This window comes from Lactobacillus helveticus (genome assembly GCF_046109915.1).
Classification (GTDB): Bacteria; Bacillota; Bacilli; order Lactobacillales; family Lactobacillaceae; genus Lactobacillus; species Lactobacillus helveticus.
On the sequence record NZ_CP151471.1, the window covers coordinates 1,336,338 to 1,355,277 of the forward strand.

General features: G+C 37.5%; 17 protein-coding genes and 2 pseudogenes. 4 read left to right on the plus strand and 15 right to left on the minus strand.

The features are described 5' to 3' along the window. Positions 1 to 16 precede the first annotated feature (16 nt). The 12 genes from AADV52_RS06800 to AADV52_RS06855 form a co-directional block, all read right to left on the minus strand. On the minus strand, positions 17 to 730 hold the full coding sequence (locus tag AADV52_RS06800; protein ID WP_107775359.1) for an acyltransferase: 714 nt from the start codon (positions 728 to 730) through the stop codon (positions 17 to 19). Then, positions 727 to 1,455, minus strand: coding sequence for a glycosyltransferase family 32 protein (locus AADV52_RS06805; protein ID WP_107775360.1), 729 nt, complete (start codon positions 1,453 to 1,455; stop codon positions 727 to 729). Before AADV52_RS06805 ends, AADV52_RS06800 begins: the two co-directional genes overlap by 4 nt. Further along, complete coding sequence (locus tag AADV52_RS06810; RefSeq protein ID WP_014919400.1) at positions 1,456 to 2,481, minus strand: glycosyltransferase family 2 protein; 1,026 nt, start codon at positions 2,479 to 2,481, stop codon at positions 1,456 to 1,458. Further along, positions 2,468 to 3,571 carry a glycosyltransferase gene (locus AADV52_RS06815; RefSeq protein ID WP_041808829.1) on the minus strand — a complete coding sequence of 368 codons (1,104 nt, stop codon included), beginning with the start codon at positions 3,569 to 3,571 and terminating at the stop codon, positions 2,468 to 2,470. The genes AADV52_RS06810 and AADV52_RS06815 overlap by 14 nt, the downstream gene beginning before the upstream one ends. Before the next feature lie 5 nt (positions 3,572 to 3,576). After that, complete coding sequence (locus AADV52_RS06820) at positions 3,577 to 5,541, minus strand: HAD family hydrolase (protein ID WP_107775361.1); 1,965 nt, start codon at positions 5,539 to 5,541, stop codon at positions 3,577 to 3,579. 8 nt (positions 5,542 to 5,549) lie between these two features. Next, positions 5,550 to 6,050, minus strand: a complete 501-nt coding sequence (locus AADV52_RS06825; protein ID WP_014919402.1) for a glycosyltransferase — start codon at positions 6,048 to 6,050, stop codon at positions 5,550 to 5,552. 12 nt (positions 6,051 to 6,062) lie between these two features. After that, positions 6,063 to 6,512, minus strand: a complete 450-nt coding sequence (gene pssD, locus AADV52_RS06830) for a PssD/Cps14F family polysaccharide biosynthesis glycosyltransferase (protein ID WP_014919403.1) — start codon at positions 6,510 to 6,512, stop codon at positions 6,063 to 6,065. Positions 6,513 to 6,526: 14 nt separating this feature from the next. Next, positions 6,527 to 7,177 (minus strand): sugar transferase, encoded by a 651-nt coding sequence (locus tag AADV52_RS06835; RefSeq protein WP_014919404.1) that lies wholly within the window; start codon positions 7,175 to 7,177, stop codon positions 6,527 to 6,529. A gap of 118 nt (positions 7,178 to 7,295) precedes the next feature. After that, positions 7,296 to 8,066: a tyrosine-protein phosphatase gene (locus AADV52_RS06840; protein ID WP_014919405.1), complete on the minus strand. Its 771-nt coding sequence runs from the start codon at positions 8,064 to 8,066 to the stop codon at positions 7,296 to 7,298. Then, a complete protein-coding gene (locus tag AADV52_RS06845; RefSeq protein WP_014919406.1) occupies positions 8,066 to 8,860 on the minus strand; it encodes a CpsD/CapB family tyrosine-protein kinase in 795 nt (264 codons plus the stop codon). Before AADV52_RS06845 ends, AADV52_RS06840 begins: the two co-directional genes overlap by 1 nt. 10 nt (positions 8,861 to 8,870) lie before the next feature. Next, positions 8,871 to 9,758, minus strand: coding sequence for a YveK family protein (locus tag AADV52_RS06850; RefSeq protein WP_014919407.1), 888 nt, complete (start codon positions 9,756 to 9,758; stop codon positions 8,871 to 8,873). An 11-nt stretch (positions 9,759 to 9,769) separates the two neighbouring features. Then, entirely contained in the window at positions 9,770 to 10,831 is a 1,062-nt protein-coding gene (locus AADV52_RS06855; RefSeq protein WP_012212250.1) for an LCP family protein, read from the minus strand. Positions 10,832 to 11,311: 480 nt separating this feature from the next. On the opposite strand from AADV52_RS06855, the gene hflX reads away from it, so the two are divergent. Together hflX and AADV52_RS06865 are read left to right on the plus strand one after the other, a co-directional pair. Beyond that, positions 11,312 to 12,577, plus strand: coding sequence for a GTPase HflX (gene hflX / locus AADV52_RS06860; protein ID WP_014919408.1), 1,266 nt, complete (start codon positions 11,312 to 11,314; stop codon positions 12,575 to 12,577). Between the two features lie 21 nt (positions 12,578 to 12,598). Further along, positions 12,599 to 13,604: pseudogene (locus tag AADV52_RS06865) on the plus strand (CAP domain-containing protein). Positions 13,605 to 13,814: 210 nt separating this feature from the next. Here the strand turns inward: AADV52_RS06865 and AADV52_RS06870 are convergent. From AADV52_RS06870 to AADV52_RS06880, 3 genes and pseudogenes are all read right to left on the minus strand, one after another. Continuing rightward, complete coding sequence (locus AADV52_RS06870; RefSeq protein ID WP_014919411.1) at positions 13,815 to 14,747, minus strand: C40 family peptidase; 933 nt, start codon at positions 14,745 to 14,747, stop codon at positions 13,815 to 13,817. Between the two features lie 149 nt (positions 14,748 to 14,896). Further along, positions 14,897 to 15,575: pseudogene (locus AADV52_RS06875) on the minus strand (UPF0236 family transposase-like protein). 224 nt (positions 15,576 to 15,799) lie between these two features. Continuing rightward, a complete protein-coding gene (locus AADV52_RS06880) occupies positions 15,800 to 15,928 on the minus strand; it encodes a hypothetical protein (protein WP_013854969.1) in 129 nt (42 codons plus the stop codon). 462 nt (positions 15,929 to 16,390) lie between these two features. On the opposite strand from AADV52_RS06880, the gene AADV52_RS06885 reads away from it, so the two are divergent. Beyond that, positions 16,391 to 17,287: an energy-coupling factor transporter transmembrane component T gene (locus tag AADV52_RS06885; RefSeq protein WP_014919414.1), complete on the plus strand. Its 897-nt coding sequence runs from the start codon at positions 16,391 to 16,393 to the stop codon at positions 17,285 to 17,287. Beyond that, positions 17,275 to 18,939, plus strand: a complete 1,665-nt coding sequence (locus AADV52_RS06890; protein WP_014919415.1) for an ABC transporter ATP-binding protein — start codon at positions 17,275 to 17,277, stop codon at positions 18,937 to 18,939. The genes AADV52_RS06885 and AADV52_RS06890 overlap by 13 nt, the downstream gene beginning before the upstream one ends. Position 18,940 lies beyond the last annotated feature (1 nt).

Here is an 18,940-nt window from a genome sequence, read left to right on the forward strand (position 1 = left end):
GTTTACTATCTTCCTTCTATTTCAGATTACAATGTTCAATAAAATCATTAATATCTTTAAATGGTATGTTTTTCTTGCTAATATTCTCTTGAATATTTTCTAAAGCTCCTGCTGCAATCATTATTTTTCTTAAATTACCTGGGATTTTCTGACTTTTATCTAAAAAGAGCATAGAATACTCACGTAACACATCACTCGTAGGAATCTTACCAGTTTTTATATAATAAGTTCGAGCTAATTCCTTTGCATTTTCAATTTCCTTATTTTTTCTTTTTTTATATAATTCGTCAATTGACCCTATTTTTTTGGCTGGATTACCAGCATAGACAGAATTATTTTTACATTTTCCAGATACTACTGCTCCGGCTCCAATTATTACGTTATCTTCTATAACAGTTCCGGCCAATATAGTTGCATTCATACCAATAAATACATTATTACCTATAGTTACTTTTCTAACACTTCCGATAATTTCATCATATGTATTAGCAATAACTGATAAAGAAAAATCATGTGTTAAAATTCTAACCCCATCAGCTATTTTTACATTATTACCAATATTAATCATAAAGGTATTTTGATAATCAATAATTGTATTTCTGGGATAGTATATAGTACAGTTATGTCCTATAGTTGCACCTTTTTTTCTTAGGAAATTTATATAAGATTCAGAAGAATAATACTTTTCCTTAAAAACCATTTTCTTTATTTGTTCCTTAAAAAAGTTCATTTTTTATATCCTAAATATCTTTTAACTTTTATTAATGCCTTTAAAATAGGATTATTAATATATTTTGTAGTTATAAAAATATATCCTTTGCGTGAAAGATTCCAATTTGCATTAAACCAATGTATTGTATAAGAATCCTTATTTTCTACTACATGATTAATAGTGGCCTGAGTTTCACAAGGTGAATAGGGGGCAAAATAATTTCTTGGATATATTGTCATATTCTTAAAAATATTATTGTCCCTTAAATATATTTTTTTATAGATTATAGTATTCACATATTCTTGACTATTCCAAATTTCCTCTTTATAGAAATCCAGCAATTTCTTTATTGTCTCATTACCTTTTTGTGCTCCTATAATTCCTGAACCAATATACTCACCAATTTTTTTATCCCCAGCTTCAAAACCAATAAAGCCTTCATTTTTTAATAGTGGATCAAATTTTTTTAGAACTTCTACATCCGTATCTAAATATATTCCCCCATAATTAAAAAGTATCCATAATCTTAAATAATCGGACATAAATGCATATAGCTTGTACTCACAACATTTTCTAAAAAATTTATTATCTTTTTTTAATTGGTTGATTGGTAAATTTTTTTCATTCCATTGAATAATTTTATAATCTGGTAAATTTCTTCGCCAAGTATTAATCACCATCTTCGTGGATGAAGGCAGTTCTTTTCCACCAACCCAAACATAATTAATTACTTTTGGTATCATTTATACTCCCAATTTATTTTTTAATTGCATTATTAGTAATAAAAAATTAACTTTTTTCTTCATTACCAAAAAATTAACAAAATTCGATTTAATACCATCATTAACTCGATGCTTTTCTAACGCTACTTGAACAGTATTATCCTGACAGATACTTAATATTTTGGATTTAGCATCTTTTCTTGATAGATACTTTTGATCTAATTTTACACAATACCTTACATTTGCAATAAATGTATCTAATATCCTTTGATATGATAAGTCAAAAATACCCAAATTTTTACTTCTTTTAACTAATTCTTTAAACAATAATTTTTGCAAATTAAATCTAGTGGGATTATATTTTGTCGTTAAAGAATTATCATTATCACAATAATTGTAACCAATATCATCACTCATTGTTACAACATGTGCTCTAGGAAAATATTCGGTATCAAATATAATATCTTCACTTATAAATTTTCTTTCTGACGGAAATAAAATATTATATTTCTTTATAATATCACTATTAAACAAAACTTTCCAAGCAGACATTTCTATATGATCATCTTTTTTTGAACTTTTTCCAAACATTTTTACTAAAACATTTGTTAATACTTCTTTACCATAAAAAGTCTGATTAGAATATTTATTTTTATATACCTCAGTCTTATTTGAAAAAACTCTTTTAAATCCTCCAATACAGGTATCTGCATTATTTTTTCTTAAAGAATTATACAAATTTGCTACCATTGTTCTGTCAACGTAATCATCACTGTCAACAAACATAATATATTTACCAGTAGCATACTTTATTCCTGTATTTCGTGCTTTTCCTAAACCTTCGTTTTTCTTATGTATGACTTTTATTCTAGTATCTTTAAATCCCTCACATAATTTGCCACTTTTATCTGTAGATCCATCATCTACTAAAATAATCTCTAAATTACTATATGTTTGCGAAATAATGCTTTTCACACATCTACTTAAATAATGTTCAACGTTATAAACTGGCACTATAACGCTGATTTTGACTTTATCTGACTCCATATATTGACTCTAATTCTTTCACAGTAGATTTAATTGAAAAATTCTCTTTATCCACGATTGCAGGATATTTTTTTCGATCAGTTAATGTTTGAGCTAATATCTTCTTACTCCACTCAACTGGTGATTCATCTAAAGAAATAAAAAAACTAAGATCGGTAATCTTAATTTCTTTTGAAATATTATTTGAAAAGAAGCAAGGTAGCCCTTCGCATTGTGCTTCTACTCCCACCACAGGTAGTCCTTCATACAAAGATGGCATCAAAAATATATCAAATGCACTATAGAAGTCCTCAGTTCTAGCTTGTAAACCACACAAGATTACCTTTTGCTGCAAATTAAGGTTGCTTATTTGCTTTTTAATTTCATCTTTAAGTTCACCTGTTCCCACCAACATAAGGATGGCATCTGGTCTTTGATTCAACACTTGTTTAAATACTTTTAAAATAAATTTATGATTCTTTTGCTCCGAAAATCTGCCAATATGTCCAATAACTAGAGCATCATCTGAAATATGGTACTTATTTCTAATTTCTTTTCTAGCCTGAGCATTAAAAGTAAATCTTTCTACATCTATTCCATTATTTACAGTGATGACACTTTTTTGTCTTTTTTCACCAAATAACCAATTCGTGGCCTCATCTGAGCAAGATAATTCTTTTAAAGAAGCCTTATTAACCAATGGCCTAAATATAGCATTAACAACTGGAGTATATCCATTACCATTGTGACTGTGTGTTATAACCTTCAAACTATATTTTTTGATAAATGGATAAACATACATTATTTCTGAAGTAGCACCAGTTTCCAAATGAATATAATCATATTTCGAAGCATTATTCTTATAGAATCTTGACAAAGCTCTTAAAGAAGACACTGGATGCTTTTTTATACTAGGGACGAAAAAGAAATGATCTTCTCCATCATTATAGAAATCTGTAATTTCTTTTTGAAAAACAGTGTGATCTGTTCCGTGTACTAAAAAATCATATTTGTATTTGTTTTTATCAGAAAAACGAGTGGTGTTATAAATGAATGTCTCTACTCCACCCATTCTCTCTGTTAATCCTATTACTAGAATTCTTTTTTTCATACTAATCACTTTAACTTACGCATTTGTTCATACATTTTTTGATAAGGTAATGGTAATTTAAGCATCTTTTTCATAAATCCTATTTTCCATCGAGAAACTAGAAAATCTTCTTTTAGTTTTTTAGGATGTTCTATATAAGAGAATAATCCGGCAGGTGCAGCTAGCCTATCGTCTCTGCCTTCATCATAAAAATGAAAGTTAGCAAATAAATTAAGATCTTCCTTATTAGGTTGCATCCCTGTTTGTTCTATTCCTTGATACAGTTCATCAGAATCAAATTTCAGTACATTTGATAGAACAAAATCACGTTGAACATCTTTAATGAAATCGATGGCTCCTTTTTGAATTTTTTTGACACTTATTAATTCAAAAGTAGGTTTATTATTATCAAGATATTCATATGGATATCTGTTTGACACTACTTTGCCATTACTTTCACGTTTATAATTTTCAACAGAGCCAGCCTGCTCCAAAAACAAAGATTCAAACAACCCTACAAAACTACTTCGTTTATCTATAGCATTACTATCATTCTTAAAATCAAAAAGATATCCTTTCATTTTTAAAGGAAATTCCTTTATATTTTTTTTATAATAATCTGCAACGCCAATATAATAACCATAGATATCATGTGGAATTTGTAAAGTGTTTAACGTTTGTGTTAGATATCTTTCCATACTACCACCCCAACCAATATCTACTATAGCAAATTTCCCACTTACACCTTGTTGATTTAAGTATTGTTGTAATAATTTATACTCTGACTTTGACTTTTTTAATATTTCTGGTAGAAGTTCAGTATATAATTCCTTAAGTTGACTATTTTCTAATATCTCATCTCTATCAAAATTACTTTTTTCAGTAAAATTATATTTTATTAATAATTGTTTATAGTTATTGATATCTAAACCTGCTCCATCAAAAATCGATTGAATAGTAATAAGTTTCGATGGAGAAATCATATTAATATAATTCTCAAAATTGGAATTCAACCATAAGACTGGAACTCTCAAGCTTCTTCTTGATACTTCAAGATACATATCTTTTATATCATCATGATATAAAAGATCATAAGCTTTTTTCATAATATATCCATCACGAGAAAAGAAAAACACTTTTTTAATATTTTCTTTTTTAAAATTTAAATGAAGCCATTTAACATATCCCCATAAGAACGGACCGAATTTTTCATATCCAAATTTATAATATGGATCAGGCATATTCTCATTAACTTCATTCAAATAAATAAAATTATCTAAATATTGCTCACCTAAATGCTTCTTGGATGAATTATTATTAACTTTTGGAATATGAATTGCAGAAATATTTCTAGACTTAGGATTCTTATAATCGGATTTCCATGAATCTCCAATATGGATACAATTTTTTCCATCTAAGTTATTTTCTTTTAAATACAAATCAAATAATAATCCCGAGCGCTTAGTTAAGTGCTTATCACTTGAAAGATATAATTTAGTATAACCCTTAATATTTAAGTCATTTAGAATATTTTCAACAAATGATAGTGGTAAATACATATCAGAAATAATAAAAACTTTTTTCCCACTTCTTATGCATTCGTTGAATAAATCTACTATAGGTCGATTTGGGACTAACACTTCTTTTTCATACTTTAATTCTATTTTTTTACAATAATCTCTTTGTTGGTTACTCAAACCAAAGAAGTTATTGTAAATATCATCCAGTGTTATTTCCTTAGGATTACTAGAAAATCGTGCCTTTCTTTCTGCATTAATTCGTCTATCTTTAAAATTAGGCACTTCTTTTCCTATATCTAATTGCATTAATTGAAATACATCTTCAGGTTTATTAACTCTTCTTTTTAATAAAGTATCAAAAATATCAAACGAAACCACTTTGTAGTTTTCAACTTTATTAAATAACTTTTGAGTACGAGGTAACTTACCCGAATTAATTTGATTTTTGATTTGTTGTTTTAGTTTGCTCATTATAGTATTCACTGCTTTAATAAATCAGTTACGATATTCCCTAATTTCTCATTAAATTGTTTATTATTACTGCTTTCACCAGCATTTTTTGTTTTAGCAATTTCATCATAATTATCAATCGTTTTCTTTAAATCATCGATATCATAGACAGGAATAATATTATTCATCCGTTTAGCTATTAATTCTGTAAATTCAACTTGATGATTATTAACATGCTCATGAAACTTTTCTTGTCTTGATACTACAATAGGGACCTTTCCAAATTGCAGAGCTTCAATGAAACTAGATGGACCACCATGCGTAATTACAATCCTAGCTTTTTTTAAAGCTGCTTGCATATCATCAAATGACATCATTTTATGAGCTTCACAATTCTGGGGTACATAGGTACTGAATCCAGTCTGAACGATAACCTTTTCTTTAATATCGCCATTAGCAACTAACTCATCGACTTTTTTAACTAATCGATTGAATGGTTGTTCATGTGTACCAACTGTAACAAATATCATTAAATCACCTAACTAAAAAATACTACCTAGATTAATTGCCTTAGGATAAACTTTTTTCATTTCTTCCCATTCAACAATAAAACGATCAGTAATAGGATATACTAATTTGCCAGTTAAAGTTGGCTTATCATAACGATCAAATACTTCAATATAAATTGTTTTTGCTCCCATTAGTTTGCCGATATAAAAAAATGGAACTGCTACTGCAGCTCCACTTGAAATAATAACATCAGGACGTTCTTTACGGAGTACTTTAATAGCTAAGAAAGTATTTTTAATTAGATTCTTCAGATTACGATTAGTAGGATAATGACATCCATACATCTTCTCACCTTTAAGTTTGCTTCGAGCATCCTCCTTGTCAAAAGTTACCCAAAACCGATCTTTATTTTGCCAGAAAGGTTTTAACATGTATAAATGCGTTAAGTGTCCACCACTAGACCCAACTAAACAAACTTTCATAAAAGATGTACTCCTTAATACGCTCCATTAGGATGAATAACCACCCCAATAGTCTTAATAATCAACTTCAAATCTTCCAATATTCCGGAATGATTGATATATACAATATCAAGCCAAACCATTTCATCAAAGTCAGCTTCGTTACGCTTAGTAACTTGCCACAATCCTGTACAACCTGGCATGACAAGCAATCTCTGCTTGTCATAATCGGTATACTCTTCTACTTCTGATGGTAGAGGCGGGCGTGGTCCAACTAGTGACATATCACCGATTAGGACATTCCATAATTGTGGCAATTCATCAAGACTGTGCTTTCTAATAGTATGCCCAATCTTAGTTATTCTTGGATCATCCTTTATCTTGAAAACCGCACCATTAATTTCGTTCTGATCTTCCAGTTGATCAATCATTTGATCTGCATTGACAACCATTGAACGAAACTTCCACATCTTAAATGGTTTTTCATCTTTACCAATTCTCTCTTGTGAATAGAATGATGGTCCACCGTCTTCATGTCTTATTTTTATTATTAAAAATAAAAATAATGGAGACAGTAGAATCAATCCGACCGCACTAGCAACAATGTCAAACAATCTTTTCACTGCGTGATAAACGTACCGCCCATGCACTTTGGCCGGATTAACTTTTAGTTTCTCCATTACCATCATTTTTCCTCTTACCCTCAATGTCATATATTTTAGTACTTCTCTTTAAAATAAACACTCTTTTTAGTCAATATAGCACAAATATTCAGCTAATGGCATAAATCTGCAGATTTGCAGATTAAAATAGCCAGAATTTTTTCTTTTTGCCAAGTGGCTGCCAATCTAGCTGCACATTGTCCCCATTTACAAATGCACGAGCATTATCTTGATACTGCTGAGCAAGATCACTCCCGAACTCCTTGCTTAGCTTTTTTAATGCTTCACTATATTGGTATTGCCTTTTTGGCAAATCGTGCGCATCCGAAGCGAAGCAGGCACATTGGCCTGTTTCGATAAACTTGCGTGACATTTCTTCAATTTTCTTGCCAAAAGTTCCCATGTAAGAACTAGCAGTAATTTGCACTAAGCATCCCTGCTCAATTAATTCTTGCAAGATAGTTGGCTCTTCCAGAATCTTTTTGTTACGCTCTGGGTGAACCACAATTGGTGTAATCCCGCGCTGCATTAATTCAAAGACCATATCTCGCGTATAAGCTGGTACATCGTCACTTGGAAATTCCAAGAGCATGTATTGTCCATCTTCATCTAAGAAAAGAATATCGTCATCATCTAATGCCTTAGGCAAGTCTCCAGAAATTCTGACCTCTTGCCCAGGAAACACCGTTAACGGAATCTTGGCATCGTCTAACATATCCTGAAAGTTTTCTGTTAAACGAATAACGTCTTTCTTATGATTGATATACTTGCCATTAAGCATGTGCGGAGTGCAAACTGCATGAGTTACACCATCGGCAACTGCTTCTCTAGCTAACTTAATTGACGTTTGCCAATCCTTGGCACCATCATCAACGCCTGGCAAGATATGACAGTGAATATCAACTAAAACCATTATTTCTTACGTCTTGAAAAGAAACCTTTTTTCTTTTTATCTTCTTCGCCGTAACCGTAGCCATATCCATAACCATAACCATAGCCATAGCCATAACCGTAGCCGGCATTATCAGAACTAATATCGTTCATAATGAAGCCTAATACCTTGGCCTTAGAGAAGTTAAGTATTTCAACAGCACGTTTAATAGCAGCCTTTTGTGTTTTTCCTTGACGTACTACTAAGATAATACCGTCTAAGCGACGAGCTAATTCTTGCGTATCAGATACTTCAAGCACTGGTGCCAAGTCGATGATTACCATGTCATAGTGATCTTCAACTAAGCTGATGAAGTCTTGCATTCTCTTAGATCCAATCAATTCTGATGGGTTAGGTGGTGTAGGACCAGCGGTTAAAATGGCTAAATCATCGATCCCACTTTCTTGGACTACTTCATCTAGATCTACTTCTTTTGCAGTAGAAGAGATAACTGTACTTAATCCTACATGATTGCTTAAGTTAAATGTTCTGTGAACAGTAGGACGACGTAAGTCGGCATCAATCAACAATACCTTACGGCCCGCTTGAGCATAGGTTACAGCAACGTTAGCTGCAACGGTTGACTTACCTTCACTGATATTAGCAGAAGTAAAAGCAACAGATTTGATATTATGGTCAACTGCCATGAAGTTAATGTTGGTACGAATGGTACGGAACTGTTCAGTTACTGGACTCTTAGGATCAGCAACAGTAATTAACTTAGCACCCTTTTTAATGGTTTCATCTGTACCACGTTTTTTCTTAAAAAGTGACATCAGTTACCTCCTATACTCTGCGTCTCTTGCGTTGTTCACGCTTAGCAGCTGGCTTATTATTATTCTTCTTAATCAACTTAAATGATGAAGATACATGGAAGTGAGATACATATCCTAAGTTGGTCAAACCCAAATCTTGAGTTAAGTAAGTATCATCACGAACAGTGGTATTAGTCATTTCACGAATTAAGATCATTGCAAAGGTTAATACTAAGCCAATAACAAATCCTGCTAAAGTAAACATCTTAACGTTAGGTGATGATTGAACACCATTAGTAGCTGGTGCAACGATCGTAACGTTATCGATATTCATGATATTAGGAATTTGATCTCTGAATGATCTAGCAACTGCATTAGCTTCAGCCTTAGCCTTTTCAGGAGTATCAGCCGTAGCAGAAACTGAGAATATCTGTGATTGTTGTTGCGTATTAACAGAAATATTCTTAGCTAATTGTGCAGCTGAAACGCTGTAAGACTTACCGTCACGTTCAATCACTGCTGGTTGAGCCTTTCTCACTAAGACTCTTCTTCCGTCAGCATTGGTTCTATACTTAGCTGGCTTAGCCTTCTTAACCACTCTAACCGGGTTAGCCAAACGATCAGAAGCATCCTGCAAGATTACATGACTAGTTACAATATCTTTATAGGTATTAACTAACTGCATGTTAGCTTGTTGGGTTATATATGCTGTATTAGGATCATTCTTATTGGATTTTTGGTTAACTAAGATTTGTGCACTAGAAGTATACTTGGGTGAAATGACAAAGTTAGCAATTCCCCAACCTACTAATGCTAATCCAATACTCCAAAGAATCAATGCCCAGATATGTCTGCGACAAAGTTGAAGCAATTGAGTAAGATCAATTGTATTATCAGTTTGCTTTTGTTCTTGTTCCATCTGTCTTTCCTTTAATTATGATTCATAACGTAACTTGCTTTATTAGCAGCTACCTTAGTCTTTGGCAATTCGAGAGCATCCCTAATCTTATCAGATACTCTTTGTCTTTCTTCCTTACTTACGACTTCGATTTCCATCAAGCCAAACTTAGGATTCATAGTTTGCTTACTTACACCTTGAGCATGGTCTTGGCTCAAGTTATCAGTGGCCTTGCGGTAATCCATACCAATCTTGTACATTTGATTCATGGTCAAGTCAGTCTGCATTTCATCAGAAATTGAATTCAAGAACTTAGAATTCAACAATGTTGTTGGTGAAACAGCCTTCTTAAGAAGCGCCATAATTACGCGGCGATCACGATCTTGACGACCGTAGTCTTGACGCGGATCTCCGTGACGAAGTTGAGCAAAGGCTAATGCTTTTTTACCATTCATATGATAAGTCTTGCCTTCTTCGAAGTGGTAGCCCATATTATTGAACGTAAGTGGTGAAGTTACATCTATACCACCGACTTGATCGATTGCCTTCTTCAAGCCGCCCATGTTAATCATGATGTAGCCGTCAATTGGCACGCTGTAATATTTATCAAGAGTTTTTACAGTCTCAGCTACCCCACCCAAAGTGTAAGCTGAGTTCATCTTCGTTACCCCATATTCTGGGTAATCTGGGAAGATTGCATTAGAGTCACGTGGAATAGAAATAATAGTCGTGCTATTCTTCTTTGGATTAATGGTCATCATCATCATGGTATCAGTTCTACCTTTCCAATGACGTCCCATAGCCCCGGTATCTGTACCAAGAAGCAAAATATTGATTGGCTTCTTTTCATTTAATAGCGTATCTAAATTACGTCCCTTATTACTCTTGGTTTGTTTAGCAACAGGCGTATACATGTTTTGTGTGGTATCACGCAAATTCTTATAAATGTAACCACAAACAAAAAGTCCGATGACAATAATCACACCAATTACAATCCAAAATCCTCGCCAAAACTTGCGGTGGTGATGGCGATGATGGTGGTGACGGTGATGATGATGCATCGGTTTTTGACTTTGATCATTATTATCTGTCATGTTTGTCCCCTTTTATAATCTTACAAATCCCTTCTATTATATACTCATAAACTGCGTTTTTACTAGGTGGAAAAGGGTTACAAATCAAAATAATGGGGAATTTGGCATATTTTTCGGTGAATAATGGCGGTGTTTTGCTGCTTTTTTAGAATTCTAATCGATTTAATAAGCTTTAATTTAAAACTGTTGAGTTGATACAAGCAAAACATCTATGGAACATATTTGTAATTTCTATTTTTTTAAATAATTACTGGTAAAAAAATAATGAAATAGAAAAATCGCTACTCTCATTTTCCGGTTTAGAGTAACGATTTTTTTGTGTTATTTTTCGTGAATCTATGGATTCTACTACTGTTACGTGATTAGTGTACCATCTAGCAAACCTTTTTTTCTAGTCGATCCTTCATTCACCTTTTTTCCTTATTATAACTAACTGTAATACAATATAGATATACACAAACTAGATAACGAGGTGGACTTATGATCGATAATCAACCTAAAAAAATAAAAGCTTACATAGCTGGCGTCAACTTGAACGACCCCAACTTCGACTACTACATGACAGAACTAGCCAACTTAACCGAAGCTAACAACATGGAAGTCGTTGGTCAAAGCTACCAAAATGCCGAATCAATCGTTGCTGGAACCTACTTTGGTTTAGGCAAGATCAACGAGATCAAGGCGATGGCTCACGGCCTCAAGGCTAAAGTTTTAGTTTTAAACGATGAATTAACGCCGGTACAAATCCGCAACTTGGAAAAATTGACTAAATTGCGCGTCATTGACCGCACCGAATTAATTCTTGAAATTTTCGCCAGTCGTGCCCGTACCAAGCAAGCCAAGTTGCAAGTTCAACTTGCTCGCCTGCAATACGAATTGCCACGCCTGCACCCTTCTGAAAACAACTTGGACCAGCAGCGTGGTGGTGGCTACTCCAACCGTGGTGCCGGTGAAAGTAAGCTGGAAATGAACCGCCGGACAATCGGCAAGCAAATTTCAGCCATCAAGAAGGAACTCAAGGCTGTTGCCAGCCAAGAAGAGATCAAGTCAGCTTGCCGCAACCAGAGCCGCATCCCTAAAGTTGCCTTAGTCGGCTACACCAACGCCGGCAAGTCGACCACGATGAATGGCCTGCTCAAGGAATTTTCAGCTGAAGGTACTAATAAGGAAGTTTTTGTCAAAAATATGCTCTTTGCCACACTGGACACTAGCGTGCGCCGCATTGATCTCAAGGATAACTTCAGCTTCATCTTGTCTGATACCGTCGGTTTTATCTCAAAATTGCCGCACAACTTAGTTGAATCATTCAAGGCAACCCTGCAAGAAACCAAGGATGCCGATCTTTTAATCAACGTGGTTGACGCTTCCGACCCGAACATGGTCCAAATGATTCGCACTACGCAAAATGTTTTGGATGAAATCGGCGTCAAGGGCATCCCGATGATCACTGCCTACAACAAGGCCGACAAGACTGACCGCAACTACCCACAGATCGAAGGTGACGACATTCTTTATTCAGCCATCGATCCGAAGTCGATCAAGATGCTGGCCGATTTAATCACCAAGCGTGTCTTCTCCAATTATGAAGAATTCAGCTTGCTCTTGCCGCTCTCTGCTGGTAAAGAGCTGGCCTACCTGCACGAAAACGCCCAAGTCTTAAGCGAAGACTACGAAGATGACGGCGTGCACCTCAAGGCCAACATCGCCCCCGACGACCAAGGACGCTTCAAACAATATTTGGTCTAGCTAGACTGGGAATCAAGAAAAATGAAGATCAAACATAAATTGCTGGTCGCTGCGACTGCAATCATTGCCGCTTTTGGCATCAATACGACGACTGTCCATGCTGCCAAATATTCTAAGACTGAAGCTGCGGCAGTTCCAGCGCCAGTATTACTCTTTAAGCAAGATTAAATATACTAAACAAAACATTTATCAACAGCAGCCAAACTTTGGCTTGCCATTTTCAGCTGGGGTTTTGAATCCGACATACATCCCTGACACGATGGACTACGTCAATTATTACCGTTCACTAGCAGGCTTGCCTGCGGAGTTGAACCACGCCGACGATAATACGCACGCCCAAATCGGTGTTGCTGCATTAGCTGCCGTGAATGCGACCAAGGACTTGAAGGTGCACGGACTATTGGGTTACACGCGACCGTTTTACTTCAATGAAGATGACTGGAACACCGCTGAGAACTCGACTTTAGGCAACGTCAACTTCTTGGAATCTAATAACGGCGCTACAGCGGGTGATATTGTCACGGACCTGATTCGCGAAGACAACAACATCGCGGGCAAGGGCAACATCGGCCACCGGGCCTTGATTTTGTCAGCTCGTGCAACTCGGATGGGCATCGGTGCCGCTTACGGTAATGGCGTCAGCAACAACGTGCTCTATTCGGTGCAAAACGGCTGGTTCGCCGATGATATTCTGCGCGATCCAGTTGTAGACACCATGGTTTATCCATCTCGCCGCGTCTTTCCTTATGAATTAGTTGGTAAAAAAACGCCCTGGTCTTTCTCCACAACGAAGAAAATCACAGGAACGCCTAAGATTTATATCACCGATATGACGACTAAGAAACGCTATCGCGCAACGCAGGTCCGTAATTTTGGCACGACCTTTTATGGCGACGGCTACACTACGACGATCACTTACCAACCGGGTAAGACTAAGTTGGTCACCACTCACAAGTATAAGGTAAAGATCGGCAAGTATTATACTTATACTTTTAGATTTTTCAGACAGAAAGGTCATTTGAAATAGAAATGTCTATGTAAATGAAAGATATACATTTAGTCTTTCTGAGATTTTTTGCATTATTCTCTCCAAAAAAATAAGCCCACACATAATGTGCGAACTCATCATGGTCGGTTTAGTTCTGGTGTCTGCCACTTGCTTGGCCCTTACGTCCTATTGAAGTATCAGATTGACCATGAGCCGACCGCTCATTAGGAACTTGTTGCTGTGCCATTATTATAATACTCGTTTAACAATCGTCGGTGCAAAGTAACTGGTCATTGTCTGCAAAATAGTACCTTGTTCAGGCGTTGCAGCGTTGACATATTGATTGTTACCAATGTAAATAGCAACGTGATATGGTGAGCTTTCTGAGCCCCAGAACAACAAGTCTCCTACTTGCAAATTGTTCGCAGAAACAGGTTGACCATTAGCCTGACTCTTTTGGTAAACTGTTTGACCAACCTTAACTTGATCGTAGGTAGTACGAGGCAAGTTCATGCCAGCTGCATTCTTAAAGACATATTGCACCAAGCTAGAACAGTCAAAGCTGTCTGGACCATTAGCGCCCCAAGCATAAGGCTTACCTACTTGTTGCTTAGCTAACGCAACGATGGCACCGGCCTTACTTGGAGCCTGCGTTGATGCAACCTTCTTCGTAGTCGACTTCTTGCTCGTCTTTTTCACTGCCGCATCAACAATTTGCTTAGCCTTCTTCACCTTAGCTGCTTTAGCTTTAGTGGCCTTAGATTTCTTAGTACTCTTCTTAGTTACAGTACCCAAAGAAATCACATTGTTAACGCCATTTTTAGCAGTTGACTTCTTAGTTTTGGCATTGGTAGAAGCCGGCGTATCCATCCCGACATCAACAGTGTAACGCGCTTCAATCCATTCACGCGTACCTACCTTATACCAAAGGTTACCTTTCTTATCTACAGCAGTTTCGGCAACGTTCCAAATAGTACCGTCCTTTGCACGGTAACCCATAAACTTACCCTTATTATAATTAGTCCAAATGTTTAAGCCCTTACCGGGTAAATAATTAATCTTTACCCTCTTAATCGCAGTAAAATTGGCTGCACGGGCCGTTTTCAGCGACGTAATTGCAGAGACACCTGTGACAGTGAGTGCCGCAGCTGCTCCCAACTTAAATAATTTATGCTTAGTCATTCTTCAATCCCCTTAGTAGCAAAACTTACTACTTATAACTAACGAATTCATTATTGCATTTACGCAGAAAAAGAGCAAATAACAACAATTATAAGTAAGTGTCAATATTTTTGCGGTAGGCTATTAACCATTAGTCTGACCTTAATTTCTTAAATATTTATTTGATTTATTTTTCTGCTAAAATCGTTTAAATAGCTATGTCCTGCTGTTAAGCTTTCAATGGCGCCGTGATGAATGCCCAGATGAGCTTCATGCGTCTTTCTTAGGCTGGCACGAACCGCTCCTTTCAGGTCTTTTTGATCATCAATGTTCAGCTGTCCACCTGCAAATTCACTGCTAAGCCAGTATTCCAGCAGACTGCTGCTGTGCTTTAATCTGTTTGCCTGTTTGCACAATCAGCTTGCCAACTTTACTATGGCTAATCTTGAAACAGGAGAGAGTATTAACAGCTAAAGCAGTATTGCGGTAAGTGGCCACGGCGCTAACCTGCAAAATATCCTTCACTGCCAAAACACTGTAACGCTTATATTTGTCATAGCCCATCAGCTTATCCAGTGGATATTTAGCCTTTTTGCCAGGACAAGCATATCTTCTGCGCCAATAGCTGATTTCACCAAAGGCAGTCACAACTGAACGCTTATTTTTCTTCTCGATCTGATAGCCTTGCTTTTTAGTCTCTTCAACTAGACCAGCATCAACTTCTTCTAGTGCTGCTGTCATCAATTCTCTAATCAGATCAAAGAAATAGCACATTAATGCCTTTTCACGGGCAATAACATTATTTTCAGACTTAATAATTTTTACGATATCAGCTATAATAGATTCCATAAAAGACCAGCTTCTAATGTGTTTTTTCGTTAACATCAGACTACTGGTCTTTTTGTTTGAGCTCAAGTCCAATTTCAAAGGATTTGAGCTTTTTTAATTATTTATTCAACTTACCGCAAAAAATTATACACTTAGCACTTGGTATTAGCCACCATACAAAAAATCCCCATTCAGTCCGAAAACTGATGAGGATCGTCACGCAAAACTTATTAATTTAACCATGATTACTTCTGTTGGCCTTTCAATACCGAATTCCAGAAAAGACGTGAATTCAAATCATCTTTCAAGGTTCCTGAACGGCGATTCTTTCTTTCAGTGGTTCTTGCAAATAAATTCTTCAAAGTCTTTGGCATAAAACATTCCTCCTTGGTCAATTCTATGAAGCTTATCAATTTTCTCTCTACTAAGTAGTAGAGCGCTACTGTCGACCAGGGAGATAGTAATATGCTTATAAAATTTACCAAAGCAAAGCCCCGACACGGATGACTTTTTCCGCCTCGGGATGTTGCTTGAAGGATGTTGCAGCTTTTGCTTTCAATGATTTTCAGAAAGTTATTTACGTGTTAACCACCTCGCTTGTTCGGATGAACCCGTATAAATGACAGCTTAGCAGGTCACGGTAAATTTAGTGTAAAAATGGTGTAAAAAGGCTGTACATAATATCCAAAAGGTGATAAATCAGTTCGCAAATTTCACCATTTAAAAACGCCTCAAAATAATACTAGCCACCACACAAGATATGTCGTTTACCACCCTTGGCAACGATGATATACTGCTAGAAGGACTTACTAACCCTTAGAAAGTCGGGATTTTCCATGACACACACCCCAATCAAGATGACGTTTTTTTCGCAGCTTCATCCAGTAGCGCTCACGCTGTACTTTACTGAGCTGATCGTCTGCCTCCTGCTGTTTAATCACGTGGCAGTCGCGGTGGCTGAGTTCATCGCGCTCACGATCACGGCCACCTACTACCTTGGCGGCCGAAAGACGGCGCGCCAACTGAAATACGCCGTTTCATTTCTATTAATGATTCTATTTTTCAATACGCTCCTCAATCAAAAGTTTCCGCCGATTCTTTGGCATTTCAAATGGGGCATTCTGACGTTCAAATTTTCGTATCCGGCATTTCTGTACGGCATTGCGATGGCAATTGTCCTGATCGCAATGCTGTTTGTTTTTTTAGTCCTAAACGCGGTTCTGACCCCCAGCAAGCTGATCTACGTGTTCTCGCCGATTGCGCCCCGGCTGGCAATACTGGTCACCATTTCGTTTACGCTGGTCACCAGCTTCACCGATAGTCTCAAACGGATTTTGCGCCTGCAAAAAACCCGCAACGTCGACGTGGTTAATGGATCATTGAAGACCCGCACCCAAAAGACGCTCCACATCTTCGAAATTCTTCTGCAGGACGCACTGTCTTCTGCGATGGAAACCGCCAATTTAATGGACGCCCGCGGATTTGGCGCCGCCAAGCGGACCCACTACCGCTCGTATCACTGGCAGTTTAGTGACCTGCTGTTCATCACGATTGCCACCGTCATGCTAGTTGCAACTATCGGCGTCCGGATTCTTTCAATGGGCACCAGTCGTTCAGTCGCCAATTTCACCACCATTTTTACGCTGGGCGATACTTGGCCCATCGTCGTCACGGCACTCCTATTCTTACTACCATTAATCTCAGAGGGGGTCTATCGTTCATGCAAAAATTAGCTACCGTGACCCATCTCACGTTCACCTATCCCGATCAATCAACCCCCGTTCTGGACGACATCAACTTCACCATTGACCCCGGCGATTTTATTGTGATTGCCGGTAATACCGGCAGTGGCAAGACGACCCTGCTTAACCATTTGAAAAAGGAGCTCATGCCCAAAGGAGCCCGAACTGGTGACGTTCAAATTGCCGAAACACCGGTTGCTGACATGCCGAAGTTGGTGAGTGCCCAAACCGTCGGCTATGTGGCCCAAGATCCACAAACCCAGCCGGTGATGGCAACGGTGATCGAAGAACTGGCCTTCCCATTAGAAAATATTGGCTGTCCCAGCAATGAAATCGAACGCCGGATTACCGAACTGGCAAATTTCTTAGGTTTGGATCAAAACCTCGATCGCCAAATACATCAATTATCCGGCGGCCAGCTTCAGTTGGTAAACCTGGCTTCGGTTCTCATCTTGCGCCCAAAATTAATTTTACTGGACGAACCCACGTCCCAGTTGGATCCGCTGACCGCTCAGCATTTTCTCACCGTTTTAGGGCGGATTAATCAAGAATTAGGGATTACAATTATGTTGACTGAACACCGGCTGAGCACGGTAGCAGCCATGGCCAACCGGATGATTCTCCTGCAGGATCACCACCTGACCTTTGACGGTGATCCCCACAGCGGCTTGGCAAAAATGGCCACTGATGCCCACTTGACCTATTTCGTACCGTCAATTCCCAAGCTCTTCTTAGATCAACAGATTCGAACCTCCCAATTGCCGATTTCAGTAGCCGATGCCCAGTCGGCGATTCGGACTCACCATCTTCAATTTCAATCAGTGACGACCGGCGGCAAGGTTGCGCAATTACCCCCAGCCGAAAAACCAATTCTAACCGTCAATAACATTTCCTTTAGCTTCGACGGCCAACATAACGTCCTCCATCACCTGAACCTGGCGATTAATCCCGGTACGTGGTTGGCAATTATCGGCAAAAACGGCTCCGGCAAATCAACCCTGTTAACGCTGATTTGTGGACTAATGACGCCGCAGCACGGCAAAATTCGTTTCGTCCACCAGTTAGTTTGGAAAATGGCCATTAACCAGCGAATGGCCAAACTGGCATTTCTGTCGCAAACTCCCCGTCTCCAATTTACAGCCGATACCGTTCGTGAGGAGCTGGAAGTTCAGGCGGCTGAATTACGGTTGCCAGACGCTAAGGCCCAAGTTGACCATATGATTAATCAATTTCATTTGAACCGTATTGAGAAACAAAATCCATTTGACATTAGTGGCGGCCAACAACAGCTGGTTGGATTAGCAATCGCACTGATGGCGACCCCTGATCTGTTGGTTCTGGACGAGCCAACCAAGGGACTGGATCCCTACACCAAAATTCAGGTGGGCAACCTGCTAAAACAGTACCAACAAGCCGGTATGACCATTGTGATTGCCAGCCACGACATGGAATTCTGTGCTAAATTTGCCGACAAATGCACGTTTATGTTTGATGGCCATCTCAACACGCTGCTTGCCACGCAATCATTTTTTTCCGATAACTTTTTCTTCACCACGCCAATTAACCGGATTGCCCGTGATCAGGTTAAGGACGCCCTACTGCCAGTCGATCTGAAGCTGGCGAACCATCCAGAAAGGGGGTGAG